Source organism: Ktedonobacter racemifer DSM 44963 (genome assembly GCF_000178855.1).
Taxonomy (GTDB): Bacteria; Chloroflexota; Ktedonobacteria; order Ktedonobacterales; family Ktedonobacteraceae; genus Ktedonobacter; species Ktedonobacter racemifer.
Window position 1 is genome coordinate 643108 of the sequence record NZ_ADVG01000001.1, and the last position, 17472, is coordinate 660579.

At 52.1% G+C, this 17472-nt stretch carries 20 protein-coding genes and 4 pseudogenes; 12 read left to right on the forward strand and 12 right to left on the reverse strand.

The window, feature by feature from the left end; all coding sequences use genetic code 11:
• The first annotated feature begins 180 nt into the window (after positions 1-180).
• A complete protein-coding gene (locus KRAC_RS03010; RefSeq protein ID WP_007904382.1) occupies positions 181-843 on the forward strand; it encodes a DUF305 domain-containing protein in 663 nt (220 codons plus the stop codon).
• Between the two features lie 145 nt (positions 844-988).
• The gene (locus KRAC_RS03015; protein WP_007904384.1) at positions 989-1270 is read left to right on the forward strand and encodes a heavy-metal-associated domain-containing protein; all 282 of its coding nucleotides are present in this window, start codon (positions 989-991) and stop codon (positions 1268-1270) included.
• A gap of 151 nt (positions 1271-1421) precedes the next feature.
• On the opposite strand, the pseudogene KRAC_RS03020 reads toward KRAC_RS03015, so the two are convergent.
• Positions 1422-2048 (reverse strand): annotated as a pseudogene (locus tag KRAC_RS03020) (alpha/beta fold hydrolase); the annotation flags it as partial.
• A 47-nt stretch (positions 2049-2095) separates the two neighbouring features.
• Here KRAC_RS03020 and KRAC_RS74370 point away from each other — a divergent pair.
• The 3 genes from KRAC_RS74370 (at position 2096) to KRAC_RS03030 (ending at position 3433) form a co-directional block, all read left to right on the forward strand.
• The gene (locus tag KRAC_RS74370) at positions 2096-2359 is read left to right on the forward strand and encodes a sigma factor (RefSeq protein WP_052567922.1); all 264 of its coding nucleotides are present in this window, start codon (positions 2096-2098) and stop codon (positions 2357-2359) included.
• A gap of 77 nt (positions 2360-2436) precedes the next feature.
• Positions 2437-3096 carry a sigma factor-like helix-turn-helix DNA-binding protein gene (locus tag KRAC_RS03025; protein WP_052567924.1) on the forward strand — a complete coding sequence of 220 codons (660 nt, stop codon included), beginning with the start codon at positions 2437-2439 and terminating at the stop codon, positions 3094-3096.
• A gap of 79 nt (positions 3097-3175) precedes the next feature.
• Entirely contained in the window at positions 3176-3433 is a 258-nt protein-coding gene (locus KRAC_RS03030; RefSeq protein ID WP_007904386.1) for a hypothetical protein, read from the forward strand.
• Positions 3434-3550: 117 nt separating this feature from the next.
• Here KRAC_RS03030 and KRAC_RS03035 read toward each other — a convergent pair.
• Positions 3551-3988, reverse strand: a pseudogene (locus tag KRAC_RS03035) (DDE-type integrase/transposase/recombinase); the annotation flags it as partial.
• Positions 3934-4629: an NIPSNAP family protein gene (locus KRAC_RS03040; protein WP_007904389.1), complete on the reverse strand. Its 696-nt coding sequence runs from the start codon at positions 4627-4629 to the stop codon at positions 3934-3936. The gene KRAC_RS03040 and the pseudogene KRAC_RS03035, both read right to left, overlap by 55 nt.
• A 219-nt stretch (positions 4630-4848) precedes the next feature.
• On the opposite strand from KRAC_RS03040, the gene KRAC_RS75380 reads away from it, so the two are divergent.
• Both KRAC_RS75380 and KRAC_RS03050 read left to right on the forward strand, forming a co-directional pair.
• Entirely contained in the window at positions 4849-5229 is a 381-nt protein-coding gene (locus KRAC_RS75380) for a winged helix-turn-helix transcriptional regulator (protein WP_007904391.1), read from the forward strand.
• A 35-nt stretch (positions 5230-5264) separates the two neighbouring features.
• Positions 5265-5912, forward strand: coding sequence for a DUF7002 family protein (locus tag KRAC_RS03050; RefSeq protein ID WP_007904393.1), 648 nt, complete (start codon positions 5265-5267; stop codon positions 5910-5912).
• Between the two features lie 384 nt (positions 5913-6296).
• Here the strand turns inward: KRAC_RS03050 and KRAC_RS78075 are convergent, their stop codons facing one another.
• The 6 genes and pseudogenes from KRAC_RS78075 to KRAC_RS03075 all read right to left on the reverse strand — a co-directional run bounded on the left by KRAC_RS78075 (position 6297) and on the right by KRAC_RS03075 (position 10337).
• On the reverse strand, positions 6297-6665 hold the full coding sequence (locus KRAC_RS78075) for a hypothetical protein (RefSeq protein WP_007904394.1): 369 nt from the start codon (positions 6663-6665) through the stop codon (positions 6297-6299).
• Positions 6646-7512, reverse strand: a complete 867-nt coding sequence (locus KRAC_RS03060) for an IS110 family RNA-guided transposase (protein WP_007904395.1) — start codon at positions 7510-7512, stop codon at positions 6646-6648. The genes KRAC_RS78075 and KRAC_RS03060 overlap by 20 nt, the downstream gene beginning before the upstream one ends.
• 338 nt (positions 7513-7850) lie before the next feature.
• Entirely contained in the window at positions 7851-8168 is a 318-nt protein-coding gene (locus tag KRAC_RS75385; RefSeq protein WP_052567926.1) for an LLM class oxidoreductase, read from the reverse strand.
• Positions 8169-8245: 77 nt separating this feature from the next.
• Positions 8246-8350 (reverse strand): annotated as a pseudogene (locus tag KRAC_RS75390) (LLM class F420-dependent oxidoreductase); the annotation flags it as partial.
• A 324-nt stretch (positions 8351-8674) separates the two neighbouring features.
• Complete coding sequence (locus KRAC_RS60620; protein WP_007904396.1) at positions 8675-9916, reverse strand: pentapeptide repeat-containing protein; 1242 nt, start codon at positions 9914-9916, stop codon at positions 8675-8677.
• A 7-nt stretch (positions 9917-9923) separates the two neighbouring features.
• Positions 9924-10337: an iron-sulfur cluster assembly scaffold protein gene (locus KRAC_RS03075; protein ID WP_211221239.1), complete on the reverse strand. Its 414-nt coding sequence runs from the start codon at positions 10335-10337 to the stop codon at positions 9924-9926.
• A gap of 283 nt (positions 10338-10620) precedes the next feature.
• On the opposite strand from KRAC_RS03075, the gene KRAC_RS03080 reads away from it, so the two are divergent.
• The 4 genes from KRAC_RS03080 to KRAC_RS73580 all read left to right on the forward strand — a co-directional run bounded on the left by KRAC_RS03080 (position 10621) and on the right by KRAC_RS73580 (position 13200).
• Positions 10621-11961 (forward strand): ABC1 kinase family protein, encoded by a 1341-nt coding sequence (locus KRAC_RS03080; RefSeq protein ID WP_007904398.1) that lies wholly within the window; start codon positions 10621-10623, stop codon positions 11959-11961.
• A 149-nt stretch (positions 11962-12110) separates the two neighbouring features.
• Positions 12111-12503, forward strand: a complete 393-nt coding sequence (locus tag KRAC_RS03085; RefSeq protein WP_007904404.1) for a hypothetical protein — start codon at positions 12111-12113, stop codon at positions 12501-12503.
• Positions 12466-13005 carry a carboxymuconolactone decarboxylase family protein gene (locus KRAC_RS75395; RefSeq protein ID WP_007904409.1) on the forward strand — a complete coding sequence of 180 codons (540 nt, stop codon included), beginning with the start codon at positions 12466-12468 and terminating at the stop codon, positions 13003-13005. The genes KRAC_RS03085 and KRAC_RS75395 overlap by 38 nt, the downstream gene beginning before the upstream one ends.
• Before the next feature lie 57 nt (positions 13006-13062).
• Entirely contained in the window at positions 13063-13200 is a 138-nt protein-coding gene (locus tag KRAC_RS73580; RefSeq protein WP_169460850.1) for a hypothetical protein, read from the forward strand.
• A 357-nt stretch (positions 13201-13557) separates the two neighbouring features.
• Here the strand turns inward: KRAC_RS73580 and KRAC_RS70655 are convergent, their stop codons facing one another.
• On the reverse strand, positions 13558-13773 hold the full coding sequence (locus KRAC_RS70655; protein ID WP_007904422.1) for a hypothetical protein: 216 nt from the start codon (positions 13771-13773) through the stop codon (positions 13558-13560).
• Positions 13774-14408: 635 nt separating this feature from the next.
• Here KRAC_RS70655 and KRAC_RS03095 point away from each other — a divergent pair.
• Entirely contained in the window at positions 14409-16265 is a 1857-nt protein-coding gene (locus KRAC_RS03095; protein WP_007904425.1) for a glycoside hydrolase family 15 protein, read from the forward strand.
• Between the two features lie 128 nt (positions 16266-16393).
• On the opposite strand, the pseudogene KRAC_RS03100 reads toward KRAC_RS03095, so the two are convergent.
• Together KRAC_RS03100 and KRAC_RS65205 are read right to left on the reverse strand one after the other, a co-directional pair.
• Positions 16394-16783 (reverse strand): annotated as a pseudogene (locus tag KRAC_RS03100) (IS6 family transposase); the annotation flags it as partial.
• Complete coding sequence (locus KRAC_RS65205) at positions 16747-17229, reverse strand: class I SAM-dependent methyltransferase (protein WP_274532078.1); 483 nt, start codon at positions 17227-17229, stop codon at positions 16747-16749. The gene KRAC_RS65205 and the pseudogene KRAC_RS03100, both read right to left, overlap by 37 nt.
• Positions 17230-17472 lie beyond the last annotated feature (243 nt).

A 17472-nucleotide genomic window follows, 5' to 3' on the forward strand; every position in this document is an offset into this window, starting at 1 on the left:
TTTTTCTCAGGAGGTGCAAGCATCTATGCCTCAAGCCTTTATCTACTATCATCAACAGTATTATTGTTGGTAGTACGAAGAGTTTTATAATATTTCTAGGAGTTGTAAAAAATTGCGCTTCCTTCTTCTTGGAGGTGTCAATGGACGTTTGTAAATTGAAATAAAGGAAATAGGTTCGTCATGAAGAAACCATTTAGAATACTTCCAATAAGTTCTTTCTTCCTGCTGCTTCTCCTAGCAGCATGTGGAGGAACAACGTCAAATACCAATACCATGCCTGGTATGGATCACTCGGGTATGAAGCACACTGCGACCATCACAGCAACCTCGGCCCAGGCTTCAACGGGAACTGACCCGATGACTGAGAACCTTAAACCACTGAGTGGAAAAGACTTTGAGATCAAATTTATGCAAGAGATGATTGTGCATCATCAGTCTGCAATTGATATGGCTCAACTGGTTCCCTCCCATACTAAACGTCCTGAACTCAATACCCTCTCGGCCAATATCATCAAGGCTCAAACCAGTGAGATTGGTGAGATGAAGCAGTGGCTCAAACAATGGTATAACGAGCAACCACTGACAGATACCATGAGTGTCCCAGGGATGATGGACATGATGGGTTCAATGGACATGCTCAAGAACGCGAAGGATACCGACTTCGATAAGCAGTTTGCCACGATGATGATCCAACATCATCAGCAGGCCATCAATATGGCCAAACTTCTCCCCGAGAAAACCCAACGTCCTGAACTGGTGACCCTGGGACAAAATATTGTTTCCACCCAATCACAGGAAGTTCAGCAGATGCAGAGTTGGCAGAAAGAATGGTTTAAGGCATAAAGAAGAGCTGTCTGCCGCTTATCCTCCAGGATTGTCCCCTCTGACATGACAAGTCAGAGGGGCAACTTTTTGGGCAAAAAGAGCTTGTAGAGAGAAACGTTTTTCGGATCTACGAGATTGCCTATCAACGAAAGGAACAAGACATATGCAAGAACTGACGCTTTCTGTTCCAGATATGAGTTGTCAACATTGCGTCAATACCATTGATAAAGCCCTGACCCAGTTGCCTGGTGTGGAGCAGGTGCAGGTGGATCTAGCAACCAAGTTGGTCCAGGTCCAGTATCAGCCAGAGCAGATCGCCTCTCCACAGATGGAGGGCGCAGTGAGCAACGCTGGATACACCGTGGCTGACGTGAAAAGCACACCCATGCCAGTGGTTCAGCAACAAGGTGGCTGCTCCTGCGGCTGTCAGACATCGAATAATTAATTCCTGCTCCACCAGATAAAAGCCATTGTAGAACGATCACTGTGTCCAGGTAAATCTGGACACAGTGGTCGTTCTACAATGGTTCACTTTGGCCATAAGGCAGGAGCAGACCCATCCCGATGATCGCGAGCCACTGGAGGCCTTCTTTTACTCAAGAACACATGAGCTCCTTTGCAAACTCGGCGGGAGAGGTTATAAAGCCGAGGTGTCCGCCAGGGAAATCGATGAGATTGAGTCCCAACTGCCTCGCCAGCACCTTATTCGACTGATATGATACCTTGTCCTGGGCGTCCCATCCTCCAATGAGCACAATCTGTCTAGTGTGCTTTGCAAGAGCCGCGAGATCAAGCTGAACCCGTGGATACTGGCGCACCTCATGTTCTATCCAGTACGCAGCATTCGCCATAGCATACTCGTTCGCATGCTGTCGCATAGAATACTCAATCACCTGATGGTCTTCTTTTCCAACAATCATGCTGGCAAATTGGTGCATGGCCTTGGGAATCCCATTTTTGCGGTGGGAATCGTAAATCCTGTCGAAAAAGGCCCACCATTTCGCCGCATCGGGCAGCAGCGAAACGACTGGCGGCTCATGGGCAATCACCGTCTGGACCCGTTCGGGAGAATGGGCCAGGACTTCGAGCGCGACAATAGCTCCCAAACTGTTGCAAAAGACGAGCGCTGGTTGGTCCGTCAGATGCTCGATCAAGCGCCGGACATCATCGGCATCAGTCGAGAGCCGGTGATCATAGTCCTGAGATCCATCGAGGTGACTCCGAGAAAAACCACGGGTTTTGAAGCATCATCGTGTAGCACAAATGATCCATGCGGACTCTCGAGGAGGGTTTCTATGCGCACCTTGCCTCCGAACTCTTTTCCATCGCATACCACATGCTGGGCAGCGTTATGGATGCTGAAGATTGTGTGCAGGAAGCCTTCTTGCAGTGGTATGCCTCCGAACAGAAAGAAACGATAGAAAATCCCAAAGCCTATCTCTGCACACTGGTGACGCGCAGATGTATTGATCGGCTACGCTCCGCTCAAACGCAGCGTGAAACGTACGTTGGCCTCTGCTCCCCGAGCCGCTGATCGAAACCACCGATCCGTCCGATCTCTGGGAGCTAACCGAATCTCTCTCCATAGCGTTTCTCCTGCTGCTAGAGCGCTTGTCTCCCATCGAACGGGCCGTCTTTCTCTTACGCCAGGTTTTCGACTACGATTACGCAGAGATTGCGGCCATGGTGGGAAAAAGCGCGGAGAACTGCCGTCAGGTCATGCACCGAGCACGGCGGCATTTGCCCGCGCGCAGCAGCCACGCGCCTGCACCCCATGCTCAACAACGGCAGGTCTTCACGCAGTTTTTACAGGCGCGCATGAACGGCGATATGGAAGGACTGCTGCATGTGCACTCAGACGAGATCGTGCTCCACACCGATGGCGGAGGGAAAGTAAGCGCGGCACGCAATCCTCTTTATGGACCCGATCGCGTGGCTCGCTATCTGCTTGGAATTCAGCAGGAATTTCCCCATCTGGTCAAGATAGCGATACGACCGACGCTCATCAATGGCCAACCGGGTCTGATTGGCTACCTGGAGAAAGGTCTGGATGAAAAGCAACTTCTCAGCCTGGGACTGGAAGGAAAGGAGAACATCAAACAACAGGTTGCGTGGTATCAACGTGCCATTGAGAAGGGGAAGGCTATATTTGTCATGGTACTTGCATGCACCGATAACCAGATCCAGGAGATCGATATCATCGTCAACCCTGAGAAATTGCGGCACATTCCCGCCCTCGATGCTGACGACAACGGTACTATCGTCTGCTGAGCAATGGCTTGATATCTTGTCAGAAGAGACGTTTCGACAGCGTTGTCTGACTCAGCTCGTGAAGAAGAGAGCATCCGATATGGCCCGTACTCCAATTCAGGCACGGCGGCGGCACACGCCGCGCCAAACCGTTTATGAAAAGTACCTGCGCATCGAAGCATTACTTGTACGGCAAAAGCCGAAGATCAGCTTGCTCATCATGATGAATGAGCTACAATTTCAAATTGTCCATCAGGCCCACAAATCCTTAGCGAGGAAAAGGGAGAAGAAAAATAACTGCCCCATTCTGATGGGATATTTCGCATTGTTCCTGCTCCCCGCTCCTGGAGTCAGTTGATGGCAAAGCGCTTGTAAATTTCTCCAATGGGCCTAAAGGGGCAAAGCCAAGTCGTGTGGTTGTGTTGCAAGGAATTGCAAAGAAGAAACTGGGCGTGATTGTTCCTCACAACCTTTCTTAAACAGCCACGCCAAACAATGTAGCGACTAGCGCGGCCTGGCCTCCCACATCTCCTTTTAGCACTCCTTGTACTTGCCCTTTCCTCAGCATATTCATTATTTCGTATCCTTGTAAGGTGCACCACGCTGTCTCGAACGAGAAAAAAACCATCCCCGGCTTCGTCAAGCGTTTGATGAATCGATGGTCTTGTTCAATCAGATTGTCGAGGTATTTCACCTGTCGCAATTCCACGTGCTGAGGCAGGACTCCAGCGGCTTTCAAATCGGCAATGGCCTTGGGATAGGCCGCGTTTTTATCGACATTGATCACACGAGGAGTCAGTATCACTGTCGAGGCCGTGGGTTGGGCTCCCTGTTCCTCACTGTGTCGAGCTTGAGGCGTTACATCCGCAGTGGTGTGCAGCGCTTTGCAGAAAAAGCGTGTGGCCGCCTCGGCTCATGACTTTGCGTCAAAGCGGAATGATAGCTTCTATAAACTTCCTCATCCGCGAACGAAGCAAACCAGACGAAGACGTTTTCCCCTTCGCGTACTGGCAGCGCTGGATAGGTGTTCTCGGCTGGTTCGGCCACGAAGTGCCCCAAAAGAGTCGCTCCTGCCGAGCGCAGCAGAGGGGTCATGGTGTTTTCAAAGAAATCCACGAATCGCGGATCAACTGGTGCATCAAAAGCAGAGATGGTCGCGATGATGACCCCTCCTGCTACTTCTGGCGCGTCCCTCATCGGACGGTTTGCCGGGTCGAGGCAAAAACCAGTGGCAGCGTGAGTTGGCTTGAGCAAGAAAACGTTGCTCACATCACTGATCGTGTCGTTGGCCGCCGTTCGATGCGCTTGCCAGAGTGGCCTCACATGGTAGAAATCGTGCAACGCTGTCCGTCGCGTTTGCATATCGGCAAACCCACGCAACCAGACGAATCGATCAGAGTTGGTGCGATCGCGAAATTGACCAGGGATGAACGCATCATAACGCTCTTGCTCTTCAATGAAATATTCATCGAATAAGGCAATGAACGCATCGTGTCTCCCTGGGTGATGAATATATTGGCGCAATTCTATAATAGGACAACAATAGGACAACATGTCTCTTCGGCTTGCTCTGGGGCGTGTCTCGCGCTCGTGTCCAGCTCTCTCGATGTTTCAGCATGTGTTTCTTTTGACATTCCTCTCATTCCTTGAAGGCGAGGACGAATAATTACCTCGCTCTCTCTGTGATACGCGCCGGCTTGACACAAGCATACCATTGAGCTATCTTTAAAACAAGAACGTACAAAAAAGGTGGATACTCTCCTGGAGGAAAGTATGAGTACACATGTAGAAGCCCGCTTCTTTCAGTGTCCAGTCGATGCTGGACTGGCATTGATGGCTGGAAAGTGGAAGCCGCGTCTTTTATGGAAATTGTATCGCTACCAAACCATGCGGTTTGGTCAGTTTAAACGGATGTTACCCGATATTACCGATAAGATGCTCACTCAGCAGTTACGTGAATTGGAAGCGGATGGGCTGATTACACGGAGAGTGTATCCTGTGGTTCCCCCCAAAGTTGAGTACACGCTCTCTGCCTTTGGCAAGACGCTCGAACCAGTGATCGCAGCCATCGCGACCTGGGGGGAAACGCATGAACAGGAGATTCGATCGCACTTAGAGCTACACGACGTTGCCCTGCAAGAGAAATCATCTTGAGGAGTTCTTGAGGTCAGAAAGCCGATAAATAAGGAATGATTCAGCTTCCCTCTCTCTACCATATGGCTGAAGCCGCAAATTGGCCTGCGATCAAGCGGGACGGTCTGCACAGCGCTAGCACACTTCTGGATCTCGCGGGCATTCTCGGAGAGAAACGGGAACGATTGGAGAAGCACCAGCGATTGACGCATACCGAACTACCGAACGGTGTTCAGCTGCGGGATCAGCGGCCCATGCCTCCGGTGGCCCTGGCAACCTGCTTGATCGGCATCGTCCCATCCGAATGGTACACTCTCATCAATGCCCACGTCTTCTTCTGGCTCGACCCGGCGCGACTCAATCGACAGCGAGCCGCCTGCAATCCCCGCCCGCAGGTGGTCTTGACCGTGGATGCGAGCAAGCTCGTGGCTGCCTATGCCGAGAAGATTGCCGTCACCCCGATCAATACCGGGAATGCTCGCCGTCGTCCGGCCAGGCGGGGAGCGGCAACCTTCGTTCCCTACGCGGCATGGGTCACATCCGCCTGGGCCAGTGAAGCAGCAAGTTTAGGCACCCCAGTACGACCATCGTCGCATCCTCCTGTGGAACTGACCGTCGCTGGATCGATCCCAGATATCATGCAATTCGTTGTCGGGGTGCAGCAGTTGGCACCCGGTCAACTGTTCACGCCAGTCCATAGTTGATCTGGTGCTCTCTTAGGGCCAGAGAGCCGATGGGTTCCATCTTGTTTGACAAATCTTATGGCTTCTTGTAAAGCCGGTCGAGGAGGAAGTTTCCGGTAGAAGAAGCGGCATGCACTTGTCGTCTCAACCAGATCTATTAGGTCCTCCAACGAAATTTACAATATTAGAGGTAGGCCCAGGATACATATAAAAATCGATCATAGTGATCGATTTTTATATGTACCGATGAAGCACCCTTGTCAAGAGGGAAGAAAAAGAGAAAACGTGGTACGCTGCCTCTCGCCAGGCACAAAATCCCCTGGTCTCACAGCATTTGCTGTGATCTCTTCCAGAAACGTGATGGGAGGACGAGCGGAGCTCGCTTCCTTGTCAATTTTGGCAGGGTTAGCCCGAACGAGCCGATGCCGGTAAATGGTAGGTTCGGCTATTGAACACGAAGCTCTCCATCTCAGCCCCGATTCCGACCCGGTCCAGCTCGCGACGCACGAATTCGACACGAGAAAGCCCTTGCCGCGTCGCGGTCGATTTGTTGCGCGCCCATTCCATAATCGCCCGAGTCACCATCGCCTGGTCAGCATGCCGATCAGCTTCCTGTTTGGAAAGCACATGCCAGATGATCACGAGCAGCTTGCGAGCAATGGCCACAATGGCTTTCCTCTTGCCAATCCGCATCGCTAGTCGCTCGAACTGGTCTTTCCAATGAGGATGGTGCTCGACCGCCATCCAGGCCGCTTCAACGAGTGCTGCCCGCATTTCCTTTCGCCCCTGCTTGGTAATGTGGCCGGTTTGGTAGGTCTGGACTGCAAGCGTGGACACTCGCTCCCAGGCCAGCATATCCCACAAGCTGCTTCGCGCCGGGAAAACGCGTAATATCCCCGATCGCCGCCAGCAGAATGAGCGCATTGATGACCCCAATGCCGGGCACCTGGAGCAGAAAAACCACCTGGCTGACCCACGGCTCGGTCCCACTTAAGCGCGTCAGCTCCGTTTCCACTTCTCCAATCAATGGCTCTAAGCTCTCCAACAAATTCAAGTCCTGGCGGATGCGCAGCTTCTCGACCGCTGAGAGGGAAAGCTTCTCCCACCAGCCACGCTGAGCCTGGAGGAAGAGCCCTCCATCTGGAGGGATGATATTGTAGCGATGTAAGGTGCTGCGCAGCCGATTCTTGGCCTGCGTCCGCTGACGGATCAAGCGGGTACGGTGCGCGATGAGACCTCGCAACTCACGCACATCCTGAGGAGGGATCCACACCGCAGGAATGAGACCTGCGGCTAGGAGGCGGGCGAGATGCAACGTATCGCGCGCATCAGTCTTCACTCGAGCAGTGGTAATCAGTTTCACGAGGTTCGGATGAGCGACCGTGACCGAAGAAACCAGAGGACGGAGCTGATCACAGAGATGCCAGGCGTTTGTTGTGGCTTCTAATACCACCGCATCGGTCGAGCACAGATGCTGCTGGCTCCAGGAGGAGAAATCATCCAGATCTACTCGGCGAGGGGAAAGCACTACCTGTTGAGAGGGATTGACTGCTCCGACAACGACATAGTGCTTATGCACATCCAGGGCTACGAAACGTTCTCCACAAACAGATGCAAGCATGCATTTCCTCCTTTTTCAGGCAACGAGTAAGGACGAGAGTACGCCGTTTGGGTTTCGCAGTGTTCAGACACCGATTCGGGCTGCGATCTTTCACGCTCCCAGTTGAGCGGATTCGACGGGTGGCCAAACATCCTATCGGGCTTGAGATCCCATCGTGCAAACGGGCCAACCCTGACGCCGCGGACTGATCGAGCGTCCCCGTCAGCTTTACCTGTCAAGGATACCGAAACGACGCACTCTCTGCAACTGACATGCTAACATCCTGGGCCAACCTCTATGTGTATTTTAAGGAATACCTTGTAACTTTACCCAAAGATTATCCGCAGCGTTTTCTTTATTCACGCGATGAACGCTCTGGCGAAAAGACGAACGTCATCCAGGCGGGTCGCGTCCAAGAAATGGATTACCAGCCCCTGGGCACCCACTGTCTCATAGGCGGCTAGACGCTGACGGATGGTCTCAAGGGTGCCAATGAGACCATATGACGCGACATCTCCAGGGAAAACGGTATCCGCCCATCCTGGGATCAGAGCCCTGGCCTGCTCATCTGTCTCACCAATGATACAGAGCGTGAGGGCGGTACGATGAATGCTCTCGTAGTCTCGTCCAATGGTCTCGCAATGCTGTTTGAGCACCGCGAACTTGTGCTCCAGCATCGCAAGATTGCCCTGTAGATTACAGCATCACCATATTGTGCCACCAACTTGAGCGTCACCTGCTCACCGCTTCCGCCGATCAGCAGAGGAATATGTGGTTGCTGCACTCCTTTGGGCTGATTGATCGCACCCCTAATCTGGTAATAGTTTCCCGCGTAAGTGGCCTCCTCCTGGGTCCACATAGCCAGAATGACCTGCACCGCTTCTTGTAACTGGCGCAGGCGCTCTGGCCCATAGGGGTGCTCACCATCGGAGTTGAGGAGGCGTCCCTGGAACAGCAAACCCACCTTCAGCCTGGGAAGCAATCATTGGAGCCCTGACAGCAGAATTACAGTGTATTGAACCATGCACCACCAGGCCTTTATTCTTCCTCTCCTCCCACCGATCGAGAGCACAAACGCATGGGCAATGGCCCTTCCCCAACGGGAAAAAGGAACCGTGCCAGGATGCCCCCGACTGTCATACGGAGGTATCCTGGCATGGTTCTGGTACATATGCCTATCGCGCTAAAGGGGTGTGAAGGCGTGTGAACGTAGTGCTTCAGCTCGCTGGGCAAAGTACGCTGCCTCTTCATATAATCCCTGCTGGTGCAATACATGAGATACTTGCCGATTCGCCCACATCGCCTTCTTCCACTCGCCCTTCGCTTCCATAGCGTCGATTGCCTTCTCGCGTTGGGCGATATGCGCTTCATCACCAAGCATTTCTATTTGCGACCAATCAACAACGCTCAAGCGAGTAGCCCCCCATTGCACGTCCAGCAGGGACGGCCCGACGCGCTCACGCCCGGCCAACCTCACGGCGGTCAAATTAGCCCCTTCTAGTTGCGCGCCCACGAACACGGCACCTTCAAGATTCGCTTGAGACAGATCAGCGCCTCGCAGATTCGCTCCAAGAAAACTGGCTCCCTGCAAATTCGCCTTCCGCAGATCCGCGCCCGCCAGTTGTGATCCCGTAAAATTCGCGCCCTTCGCCTCAACCTCTACCAGGAACGCTCCTTGCAATTGCGCCCCAAAGAGGGTTGCACCATTGAGCCGAGCATGGACCAGTTTGGCAGAGCCAAGTTGGCAACCAGTGAAATAGACATGATCTAACAGTGCTCCGGTCAGGTTAGCTCCTTCGAATAGAGCGCCCGAGAGGTTGGCGTGCTCCAGGCGCGCATAACGCAAATCAGCACCTTCTCCATGCACCAGGCGAAGATCCGCTGCGTTCAGACTGGCTCCTGCCAGGCACGCTCCCTCTAAATGCGCCTCAAAGAAGTCTACCCCATCCATATTGCTTGATGCCGCCTGCAACAAGGTGGCATCCCTCCCTTTCCACTCGTTGCGCGCTAATCCGATTCGCACACGAGCAAGAGGCAGCCCTGCTAGATTCAGCGCACCGACGTCCGTTGAGCGCAGGTCAGCGCCCCGTAGATCCAAACCAGGCAAGCGTTGTCGCGCGGAATCTTCCTCCAAACGCCTGCGCCCTTCTTCCCGCGCCGCGATCAGCCACTCAATATCGGCGCGCGTCAATTGCACGCCCTTAAAAGGGAATATTCCTTGGGCAATATTCGCTGACAAGCGGGCATGGGACTGCAGGACGTCTTGGCGCGCCTGGCCAATCTCTGGCTCAGTACGCCAGGGCTGTTGATGCGCCTGCCAGTAAGCACGCCATGCCAGGCGATCGTCTGAAACCGGCTTTTGCAACAGCGAATGCGCCGCAAGAGGCTCGGAAGAGAGGGGGCGTGAAAATGTAGCGTCGCTCATAAGCTCCTCAATTCGTCTCCTTTGCTGTCGTTGGGGAGGGATCTTGCTCTATCGTCTTGAGACAGGCGTGCAATACATGTAATGCGAGAAAGGCACAGTTCGAGCGTGCGGGACTGATGGGGATACCAAGTGTGTCCAGAAACGCTTCTTGCGTGAGCGTCGCCACTTCTTCCACCGTTTGGTTTTCGACTACTTCTGTAAGGATAGAGGCAGAGGCCTGGCTAATGGTGCACCCCCGCCCCTGGAAACCAATACGCGTAATACGACCATTCTCTACCCGTATATCCAGGGCCACGCGATCACCGCAGATGGGATTCACGCCTTCGGAATGCCCATCAGGCTGCTCGAGCATACCATAGTTACGAGGGTGGTGGTAGTGATCGAGTATGAACTCACGATCATAGTCAAGCGACATCGTCATCTCACTTTCTGCTCAGATGAACACTCTCATGTATGGTGAGCACACCACTTGGGAACAGTGGTGTACAGAGAGAACCTTCAACACGAGAACATCAAAGTGGCGAGGCAGGATACGTTCTATCTTTAGGTAAAGATAGAACAATTTTGTTTTTTTTGCTTCTTTTCCATTGCTCTTTTTTCGGCACGTCCCTCCTGTTGCTTGTAGCAAACGAGAAGAAGACTTCAGAGCACCTCTCCAGATATACTCCGAGTATCAGTAGAAGAAATTGGGAAGGAGTCTCACGATGGCAAAACCCCAGGGATTGGGAATGGCAAACGGATCTTTCTCCTTAGAGGCTGTACAAAGGCCCTTTTTCCCCTTGAAGATAGGTTTCCGTCTTGGCGAACTGTTAGCGCACACCGGCTTTCACGTGACCCGATTTGGGGCACTATTGCTGTGGAATACACTTGGGAAGCAGCGCTCCTCGTCGCAAGCATTGCTTGGGCGCTCGATAGCAGAGCTTTGCGCTTCCCTGGGAGCGACCTTTATCAAAATCGGGCAGATCCTGAGCACGAGGCATGATCTGTTTCCACAAGAAATAATCGCGCCCCTGGCTAAACTGCAGGATCGCGTCAAGCCCTTTGCGTTTCGCCACGTTCAAGCGGCCTTCCTGGCCGAGTTCGGCCGATCCATCTCAGAGATGTTTGCTGAGTTCGAAGAGCAACCCATTGCCAGTGCCAGTATTGCAAGTGTCTATCGCGCACGCCTTCACAGCGGCCAATGGGTCGCAGTCAAGGTGCGCCGACCAGGTATCGTGCAAAAAGTAGAGAAAGATCTGTGGCTTATGCGCTTCATGGCGAGGGGGCTATCACGGATCCCCGCATTGCGGCTGGTCCCTGTCATCGAAATGGTCAATGAGCTTGGAACATCTATCGAGCAACAGTTGGATTTGCGGATCGAAGCTCATAACACACGGCACTTTCGAGAACAGTTCGCACATAATCCCCAGGTCCTGTTCCCCGTCCTTATCGAGAAGTATTGCAGCCAGGCCATTTTGGTGATGGAGTTCATCGATGGGCTCGTGAGGATTGATCAGCTTCACTGGGAGGAGGCCGAGTATCAGGAGTCACTCATCACCGGTCTCAGAGTGCTGTACCACATGATCTTCCTCGATGGCTTCATCCATTGTGATCTACACCCTGGGAATCTCTACCTGCGCAAAAGGGGGCAAGTGGTCATTTTGGATACAGGGTTCATTGCCAAAATGGAACCGACTGACCGTTATCAGTTCGCCGAATTTTTCCTTGGCATTGCCACCAATGCTGGTAAAAAGTGTGCGCACATCATCTACGAGACAGCGCTCTCCAAACCAGCCACCTTCGACCGAGAAGGTTTTGAGCGAGAAGTGATGGCACTCATTGAGCGAAGCACAGGGTCAAAGGCAGATACATTTCAGGTCGCGCCCTTTGCCGCCCAGATCTTCGACATTGAAAGGCGCTTCGGATTGCGTGGTTCTATCAACTTCACCATGGCAATTCTTTCGCTCCTTGTGTTTGAAGGGATTGCAAAGCAGTTGTACCCGTTCTTAGACTTTCAGGCAGAGGCAAAGCCTTTCCTGTTTCAAGCCCTGGCACAGCGGCAATAAAGCAGAAACTACAACGCATGTGGTACCGACGGGAAGCCCCATAGTCAGCATTTTTCATCATGTATTGCTCGCGTGAGTGTTTACTGAAGGCAGCGTTTTAGTCGTTTTTCTGAACGTGCGGACAGATACAGAAAAAGGATGAGTGGACCATGACAGATATCGCAGAACAACACAGCAGACTCTACCAGCAGCTCACCCAGTCGATTCAGACCGCTCCCGGGTCAACCTCGCCTGCTCTGCGCAAGGCATTGACTGAATACGTAATACAGGCGAGCATTGCAAGCGAGGGTTCCATGGGGTCAGAGAGCAATCTTCCCTCTGACCTTCAGGCGTATATCACGAAGGTACGAAAGTATGCATACAAAGTGACAGACGAAGATATAGAGCAACTTCGCCACACTGGCTATACTGAAGAGGCTATCTTCGAAATCACATTGAGTATTGCGTTAGGTGCGGGCACCAAGTGCCTCATGCAAGGAATGGCAGCGGTTGAAGGAGCAAGCGATGCGATTACAGATCATTCAAGCAATCCACAAGGATGAACCGATCTCAGATATTCGGCGTATTTTAACGTATCGGTCGGATATGTTTGGGGATGCATTCTCTCACGGTCTACAGCAGTTGCTTCGTGGCCCCTCCCATTGGAGTGTGGGTGAGCGAGAACTTTTCGCAGCTTTTACTGCGTCACTCTTACAATGTGTCTATTGAACAGGGGCTCACGGCGCAGTTGCGTCACAGGCCATCAATGCTAATTTTGTACAGGCAGCCCTCATCGATTGGCGTAGTGCGCCACTTAACGCACAGCTTCACGCGATGTTAGGACTCCTAGAGAAGGTCACCCTCGATCCAGATCACGTTTCCCCTGACGATATACGGCCGTTGTTCGCGCTCGGTGTGAGTAAGCAAGCGATAGAGGATGCATTACGGATTTGTGCCTGCTTTCACATCATCGCTCGACTAGCGGACGCCTTTGCAGTTGAGATACCGAACGCAGAAGGATTTAGACAGACAGGTATGCAGCTACTAGCACATGGGTATGCCTAATCCTACAGCGATAGATCATACTACGACTCTGTTCGTTTCGCCGAGAGCCCTGATTCAATGAGTCAGCGAACCACACATCCTTATTCGTCCCTGGCATCTTCCTGGACCTACTCGATGGGCCAATGCCGCCAGAGGCGTCAGAAGCGAACAACCATTGTGGATCCCCTTCTCACCCGGATAGGGGCGCTCAGCTAGTAGCCAGCCATCATGTACCGTTGGGCAACGCGACGGTCTCCATCTTCTCATCTGAGCTCTCAAAACGAACAGAGCCGTACTATCCCGATGTGCAAAGTATGAAACAAGGCGACGAAATCCCCAATTGAAAGGAGCGTGGTTCAACCCGATAGTGAAGAGGAGAGCCATGGTATGCACGAGCGCTAGACGCAGCAAGCAATTGCGCACCTACCACACAGCGCGCGCCATACACGTTTGGACCCTTCCTCCCCACTCACCCCATTACCTAACACGGAGGACACAACCGATGACAATGTGCAAGAGAATGTGCCTGTCTATCATGTTGCCCCAGAAGCTCTGTGGATACCACTGCTAATGTTACCACCACGCGCTCAAGCCTTTGTGGGTCGAGAAGAGGACGTTCACTGGCTTCTTCAGCACTTGAAGGACCCAGCTGAGGGCGCCATTCTGGCCCTTTACGACCCTAGCGGCATAGGAAAGACTGGTCTGGCTGCCACAGTCCTGGCACATGTAGTAGATCACCAGGAGCAAAGCACTAGCTTTCCTGATGGGATTTTCTACCATTCGTTTCATACCTCTGCCTCATAGGGATGTATGAGGACCTCGCGCGTCTCTTTGGCGAGGAGCCGGGAGCCAATCCCGAGCGTTCAGCGATACGAGCGCTCAGTCGCCACCGGGCCTGCTGGTCTTTGACGGGGTCGAAATCTTGAGACGGCTCAGCCGCTCTAGATGCTGGCAGGAAGAAGTACCGTTCTAGAGAAAGTGTTGCCAGGCATCTGAGGCGAGCCTCAACCATGGCGGGATAGCCAGGAAGATGCTTCCCCCGAAGGAGAAGCATGGGATGCTGCTCGCAGGAGAGGGGAAACCACGCTGTATCCTCCTGAATTTCCTGCAAAGCTGAGAAAAATACGACAAATACTCTAAAATTCAAAATTAAGTGTAAAGCCTTGATTGTTACACGCAGGGGGTACCCCTGCATGTAACAATCAAGGCTTTTGATCGGTACGTGCTTCCTCTGCTAAAGAAGAGATACTCTTCCTTCTTCTCTCTACTTTAGAGACTCTTCTAAAGAGATTCAATCATAGAGGGTCTACCTGATGATGAGACCCTGTGTACGCCGTATACGTGATTTTCATGGGGGTGTTAGCAGAGGGCATCGCCTGTCCTGTACCTTCCATGTATAAAAGAGTCGAAAAAGGGATATAACCATGAAATTTGCTTCAAACCTTGAGGGAAATTACCTACCGATTGAAGATCATGCCATTATTGGCAACCTCCATACTGTCGCATTAGTTGGTATTGATGGAACTATTGACTGGTACTGCCTTCCACGCTTTGACTCGCCAAGCATTTTCGGAGCGATTCTGGATGCCGATAAGGGTGGTATGTTCCGTCTCACGTCTAATGATGTAAATACTAAATATCTCCAAATCTACTTGCCGGAAACGAACGTCGTACTGACACGCTTTATCACCGATTACGGCGGAGGGGAACTGACAGACTTCATGCCTATCAAAGAGAAGCACACAGCCCCGTATCGACATACTCTTGTACGTTCTATTTCCGGTGCAGTAGGCACGCTGCCAATCAAATTGACCTGCCGGCCCGCGTTTAACTATGCGAGAGACCCGCATCACATTGAATTAGTTGCGGGAGGAGCGATTTTTCACAGTCATGAGTTCGACCTCTATTTGACCTCACCAGTTCCTCTAGAGAGAGATGGGAAAGGAGGAGTAACAGCCGCCTTCACATTGCGAAGAGGAGAATCCGCTCATTTTCATCTCATCAGCGACCGTGAACTGGAGTATCTGCCCGGCCCACTCACGGAAACAGCATACCAGGACCTGTTGTACGAAACGCTACACTACTGGTATCGCTGGCTTTCTAACTGCACCTACCAGGGACGCTGGCGAGAAATGGTACAGCGTTCGGCACTGGTGCTGAAACTGCTCACCTATGCACCAACTGGTGCGATCGTTGCCGCTCCAACCACCAGTTTGCCTGAAACACTTGGAGGAAACCGCAACTGGGATTACCGTTATAGCTGGCTACGAGACGCTGCGTTTACGCTTGACAGCCTGCTAAAACTGGGCTTTACAGAAGAGGGGGAGGCTTTCACAGGTTGGTTAAACGAACGCTGCCATGAGTTAAAGGAGAACGGGACACTTCAACCAATGTATGGCATTACTGGAGAGCAGGATTTGAAGGAATCAACGCTCGATCATCTTGCAGGGTATCGAGGTAGCCGCCCAGTGCGCATTGGCAATGGAGCCTACACGCAAAAGCAACTGGACATCTACGGTGAATTGATGGAAGCCATTAATATTTACAATAACTATGATGCAATCTCCTACAACCTGTGGCAAAACCTCTGCCGCTTGCTGAATTGGCTCAGTCAGCACTGGAAAGAATCGGACAACGGTATTTGGGAAGTAAGAGGAGGAGAAAAACCATTTCTGCATTCACGCCTGATGTGTTGGGTTGCGTTTGACCGTGCTTTGCGTATAGCGAGAGACTGGGGGTGGCCCGCACCACTCTCTACCTGGGAACAAATCAGAGCGGAAAGCTATGATCAGATTATGCAAGAGGGCTGGAATAAGCAGAGAAACTGTTTCACGCAGTATTATGGCAGCGACGCAGTGGACGCAAGCGCTCTGTTACTGCTCTTAAAACACTTTACAGGGCCACATGAGCCACGAGTTGTGGCGACAATAGAGCGCATTAAGGAAGAGCTTACAGTCGGAACAACAACCGTTCGGCGTTATGATCAGAAAACCGCAGCAGATGATGGCATGGGGCGGAGTTCTGAAGGAGCATTCACCGCCTGTTGCTTCTGGATGATAGAAAACCTGGCGCGTATAAATAAATTGGAGGAGGCGCGCCTGCGTCTGGAAAAGCTGTTATCAATGAGCAATCATGTGGGGCTGTATGCTGAAGAAATCAGTTCCAGCATAAAGGCCGTAGGAAACTTCCCACAGGCTTTTTCTCATCTGGCACTGATTACAGCCTGCTATGCGCTGGACGAGACGTTGAATACGCGAAAAGGATGGTATTGGCGAGAGTAGACATTGCACGCCAACTTATACATGGACTATATATTGATCAAGGTTTCCTCTATCCCTTCCCCATACTGGTGTAATTGGAATGTTACCCAGAAATCTGTGAGGAATAGGAAGTGTCAGAACTGAAACCACCGTGTTGGTTGATGTGAATTCTCAGCTCGATTCTTCAGACCTTTGTGCTGGCGGTGCTCGATGCCTGGTATGATCTCTTTTTTAGCGGCTGCATAGCTGGCCAGCTTATCGGGAATAATCACACGCGGCACATACTGGAGCCCTTTCAGCAATTTCCGAAAGAACTTTTTGGCAGTTTGCGTATTGCGCCGACTCTGCACCAGAATATCAAGGACGTTGCCATACTGATCCACAGCACGCCACAAATAGTGCTACTTTCCATTGATCTTCAAGAATACCTCATCAAGATGCCGCGTGTCTCCCATCTTACCAGGGCTATACTTGCGTGTATTAGCATACTGCTGACCGAATTTCAGGCACCACTGGCGAATCGTTTCATACAAGGATACTTCCAGGAGCAGATCGGCCAACGAAGGCCAGTATCTTGCGGACGGCTTCCTCCACAAGATATTGGCGTTACGCCTTCCCATACAAAGATCGCCAGACTGGTAGGGTTGAAGGGGGTCCCGCTGAAGACCGCTTCCAGGCTCTCTGTATCGAAGTCGATGGGGAGAAACGTGACCTGTTGCGGCAGCCGACCACAATGTTTGTGCAGCTTCTTCTTTTTGTCTTCCTGCACGGATGAGAGGTCAACTTCAAACACGCGCGTGCGCTCCATCCCGGCCAGGCGATAGGGGCGCGTATCAAGCCCGGCTCCCAGGATCACCACTTGTTCGATCCCCTGCGAGAGGGCATCCCGGACGGCATCGTCGATAATGTTAAAGACGGTGTATACTCGAGCCAATGGAGAATTGACCGACCCCCAAGCAGGCTGTAAGCTGAGGAAAATCAACACCAATCCTCAGGAGACCAGCCATGCTCAGGAGTCAGACAGTGAATACCATTATGTAGAATGGAATGAGCTATATAGTCATCTTCCTTGTTCATGTGAGATCTGGCAGAACTGGCTACAATGGGCGCATGAATCCTGGCATTGTTCGTATGAGAGCAAGATGCGAGAAGTTTTTTCTGATCATTCGGGGTATGCTGTTTTCTACTTGTAAAAGGCAAGGAGAATACAGGTTCTGTGATCTGGTGA

Coding starts and splice junctions, on each gene's coding strand:
- KRAC_RS75385 (WP_052567926.1), bottom strand. CDS start 8,168: ATGCTGGAGCACAAGTTCGCGGTGCTCAAACAGCATTGCGAGACCATT.
- KRAC_RS73580 (WP_169460850.1), top strand. CDS start 13,063: ATGAGTCAGCGAACCACACATCCTTATTCGTCCCTGGCATCTTCCTGG.
- KRAC_RS75380 (WP_007904391.1), top strand. CDS start 4,849: ATGAGTACACATGTAGAAGCCCGCTTCTTTCAGTGTCCAGTCGATGCT.
- KRAC_RS74370 (WP_052567922.1), top strand. CDS start 2,096: ATGCGGACTCTCGAGGAGGGTTTCTATGCGCACCTTGCCTCCGAACTC.
- KRAC_RS03075 (WP_211221239.1), bottom strand. CDS start 10,337: ATGACGATGTCGCTTGACTATGATCGTGAGTTCATACTCGATCACTAC.
- KRAC_RS03060 (WP_007904395.1), bottom strand. CDS start 7,512: ATGCTTGCATCTGTTTGTGGAGAACGTTTCGTAGCCCTGGATGTGCAT.
- KRAC_RS70655 (WP_007904422.1), bottom strand. CDS start 13,773: ATGAAACGAATGGTAGAAAATCCCATCAGGAAAGCTAGTGCTTTGCTC.
- KRAC_RS03030 (WP_007904386.1), top strand. CDS start 3,176: ATGGCCCGTACTCCAATTCAGGCACGGCGGCGGCACACGCCGCGCCAA.
- KRAC_RS03010 (WP_007904382.1), top strand. CDS start 181: ATGAAGAAACCATTTAGAATACTTCCAATAAGTTCTTTCTTCCTGCTG.
- KRAC_RS03085 (WP_007904404.1), top strand. CDS start 12,111: ATGACAGATATCGCAGAACAACACAGCAGACTCTACCAGCAGCTCACC.
- KRAC_RS03050 (WP_007904393.1), top strand. CDS start 5,265: ATGATTCAGCTTCCCTCTCTCTACCATATGGCTGAAGCCGCAAATTGG.
- KRAC_RS60620 (WP_007904396.1), bottom strand. CDS start 9,916: ATGAGCGACGCTACATTTTCACGCCCCCTCTCTTCCGAGCCTCTTGCG.
- KRAC_RS03040 (WP_007904389.1), bottom strand. CDS start 4,629: ATGTTGTCCTATTGTTGTCCTATTATAGAATTGCGCCAATATATTCAT.
- KRAC_RS03015 (WP_007904384.1), top strand. CDS start 989: ATGCAAGAACTGACGCTTTCTGTTCCAGATATGAGTTGTCAACATTGC.
- KRAC_RS03095 (WP_007904425.1), top strand. CDS start 14,409: ATGAAATTTGCTTCAAACCTTGAGGGAAATTACCTACCGATTGAAGAT.
- KRAC_RS78075 (WP_007904394.1), bottom strand. CDS start 6,665: ATGCGGGCAGCACTCGTTGAAGCGGCCTGGATGGCGGTCGAGCACCAT.
- KRAC_RS03080 (WP_007904398.1), top strand. CDS start 10,621: ATGGCAAAACCCCAGGGATTGGGAATGGCAAACGGATCTTTCTCCTTA.